This window comes from Streptomyces sp. NPDC058812 (assembly GCF_042744565.1).
GTDB lineage: Bacteria > Actinomycetota > Actinomycetes > Streptomycetales > Streptomycetaceae > Streptomyces > Streptomyces thinghirensis.
This window is the reverse complement of record NZ_JBHYOB010000060.1, coordinates 1-3,048: the sequence shown is the minus strand read 5'-3', so window position 1 is coordinate 3,048 and position 3,048 is coordinate 1. Positions and strand designations below refer to the sequence as shown.

1 protein-coding gene and 1 pseudogene are annotated in these 3,048 nt (G+C 73.6%); both read right to left on the bottom strand.

What is annotated here, in order from left to right; translation table 11 throughout:
- Positions 1-159: 159 nt before the first annotated feature.
- Positions 160-1,278, bottom strand: coding sequence for an NlpC/P60 family protein (locus ACFW48_RS38530; RefSeq protein ID WP_386323321.1), 1,119 nt, complete (start codon positions 1,276-1,278; stop codon positions 160-162).
- Positions 1,275-3,048: pseudogene (locus tag ACFW48_RS38525) on the bottom strand (hypothetical protein); the annotation flags it as partial. The gene ACFW48_RS38530 and the pseudogene ACFW48_RS38525, both read right to left, overlap by 4 nt.

Sequence of the window (3,048 nt, the reverse complement as noted above, 5' to 3'; positions counted from 1 at the left end):
TCGCCCCAGGACGGTCCGTGGGCGCGACGAAGCCCGGCGGGCCGGGGGCCTGCTCGATGGTGGTGGAGGTGAGTCCGGTCGACAGCATCCAAACTCCGGAGCCGGCGAGGACGACGGCCGCGGCCAGGAGGCGGCCGCCGGTCCACCAGGGTGTGGTGTTCACAGCAGTCGTGCCCCTCCCGCGTAGTCGGGCAGGGCCGTCACCGGGTCGATGCGGACGGGCTTCCCAGGCCGGGGTGCGTTGATCATCTGGCCGTCTCCGAGGTAGAGGCCGACGTGGTGGATGGTGGAGTCGTTGGTGGGGCTGTAGCCGTAGAAGACGAGATCGCCCGGCAGCAGCGCACCGACGCCCTCCGAGGCAGGGATGCGGCGGCCCGCGCCGGCCTGGGCTGCGGCGGTGCGCGGCAGGTCGATTCCGGCTTGGGCGTACGCGTAGAGGGTCAGGCCCGAGCAGTCGAAGCCGTTGACGGTGCGGCCGTCCTGCCCGCCGGGTGAGCAGCAGATCCCGGTGGAGCGGCCGCGTGCGTTCCCGCCGCCCCATGAGTAGGGGATGCCCTGCTGGGCGAGCGCGGCCTGGATGACGGCCCCGACGTTCCCGGAGGGAATCTGCGGACCGGCGCCGAGGGCGTCGTACCGGTCGATCCCCGAGAGGACATCGTCGACGTACGCCCACGACCGGTTGTAGGTGTGAATCGCCGCGCGCAGCTGCTCGCGGTCGGTGAGGTCGCGGCCTTTTCCGCAGAGGTAGACGGCGGCGGAGGCGGCGGCGTCGTCGGCGTTGTGCGGGTTGGTGTCGCCGTCGCGGTTGCCGTCCTTGCCGTAGGCGCGGAACGTCTCGGGCAGGAACTGGAAGGGGCCGACGGCCCGTTCGTATTCGCTGTCGCCGTCCCACTGGCCGTTGTCGGTGTCGCGGATGGCGGTGGTGTTGCCGCCGGCCCCGGAGCCGTCCAGGCGGGGGCCGGTGATGGGCGGGGTGATGTCTCCGCCCGCGCTGACGGTGCGGCCGGAGGCGTGGTCGGACTCCACCCGGGCGATCCCGGCGAGGATCTGCCAGCGCATCCCCTGGCAGTCCGGTACGTGCGCGTTGATCTGGGAGGCGCCGGTGAGGTAGGCGGCCAGCATGCGAGGGGGGATTCCGGCCGCTGCCGCGTCGATGCCGGCACCTGCGGTGGGGGCGGTCTGGCTGCGGGCCGCTGCCAGCAGGATGGGCCCGGTGCAGCACACTGCGGCGACTAGGAGCAGCAGCGTGAGGCAGCCCATCTTCTTTCCCCGCTTCACCGGTCTCCTTCCTCACGACGTCGGCGGGCGGCGGCCGCGCGCTCGGCGAAGATCCGGCGCAGCCGAGCCGCGTTCGCCTCGGCCTCGGCGCGTACCTGATCCTCAGCCGACTCTTGAGCGGCACCCTGGGGTTGGGCTTGCCGGGCCTGCGCACGGTCTTGGGCCGGACGCCTGCGGCTCGGGCTGGTGTCGCCTCCTGCAGGGGCGTGAGGCGCGGATACGGGGGAGGGTCGGCGGCTGCCGGGGGTGCGCGGGGCGGACACGTTGGTGTTCGCGCGGCTGGCCGGGGTGCCGGTCAGCGGTGCCGCATGGATGGCCGCAGCGAGGGCGGTGTCCCGGACGGTGCCGGCCGGGTCGTGGACCTGCCAGGCGGTGGCCAGGGCCTGCCCGGCGTGGTCGACGGGCTGCATCCAGCGGCCGCCGTCCTGGCGGACCCGGTGGGCGGCGACCCTCAGCTGGGTGTGGGCGTCGGTGGTGAACTCCGAGGCCGCTGCTCGGCTCGCTGACAGGGTGTGGGGGAGTCCCAGGGTTGCGCCGTAGGTGACGCGTGCGGCGCGGGACGCGACGCGGTAGCCGCGCAGCCGACTGGCCCGGGCATGGACCCGGGACCCCAGCAGCGGCCGGTCGGTGTCCGGGTCGTGCAGGATCTCGCCCGTCCACTCGTCCACCACCATCTCCCCGCCACCCGCCCCGCCCCCGGGCCGGCCTGTAGCCGCCCCGTTCGCGTACGCGTGCAGCCGGGCCGCGGCCGGATGCAGGCCGGGCGGCGGCCCGATGAGCGCGGTGTGCGCGGCGCGCAGCGCGATGGCCAACGGTGCAATGCCGCGTCGTCCCTCGGCGACGGCGTCGCCGAGCAACCGGCCGGGGTTCATCGGCATGCCGGTGCCGTCGGAGAGCGCGGCGAAGCTGCCCAGGGACCGCAGCCGGGCCCCGAACGCCCCGTGCGCCGCGGAAGCTCCGCCGCCCAGTCCCCCGGACCCGCTGCCCGGCGTGGGGCCGTGCATGGCGAGCGCGGCGCCGAGCTCGGAGTTGTCGCCGGGCAGGTGGCTGCCGCCCACCTTCGCGTAGCGCATCCGCGTCGCCATGCGCTGCCCGAAGCCGGCCGTCGCCCGCAGGATCCGCCGATGCAGCACCAAAAACGCGAGCGCGAGGGCGTCGACGAGGAAGAGGCGCTCCATCATCTGATCCGGGCCGCTGTCCGCCAGGATCGCATCCACGGCGATCCCGAACAGGGGGAGCGCCATGGCGGCCATGAACGACACCAGCGCGGAGATGACGAACACCCCCAGCCACCGCCACAGCAGCATCCGGGAGGGCCCGGGCAGCATCGCCCACACCCACGCGATCGGCCCGCCGGCCGCAGCAGCGGCGTCGGCGCCCTGGGCGCCGAGCATCACCACCGACATCGAGAGGACCATCAGCGCGACCACGATCACGGCGATCAGCAGGGCCAACACCGACCACACTCGATCCCATGACGGCTTCTGCGCGTACGCGGCTGCCGACTTGCCGACGGCGCCGGCACTCTCCAGTTCCTGGATCAATCCCGGAAAGCCGTCCTTGCCGACGACCTGGTCGCGGCACCGCTTCTCGCTCTGCGGGTCCAGGTGCTCGCAGTTCTTGGCCTTCTCCCGCCGCTTCTGCGCGTCCTTGCAGTACGTCTTTGAGGGGCCGTCGAGCAGCGCGCACGGATCGTCCCCGTCGGCCGACGGCTGTGCGGCCGCCTGCCCGGCCGCGTTGCCCTTGACCCACTTCAGGTGCGCCTCGTAC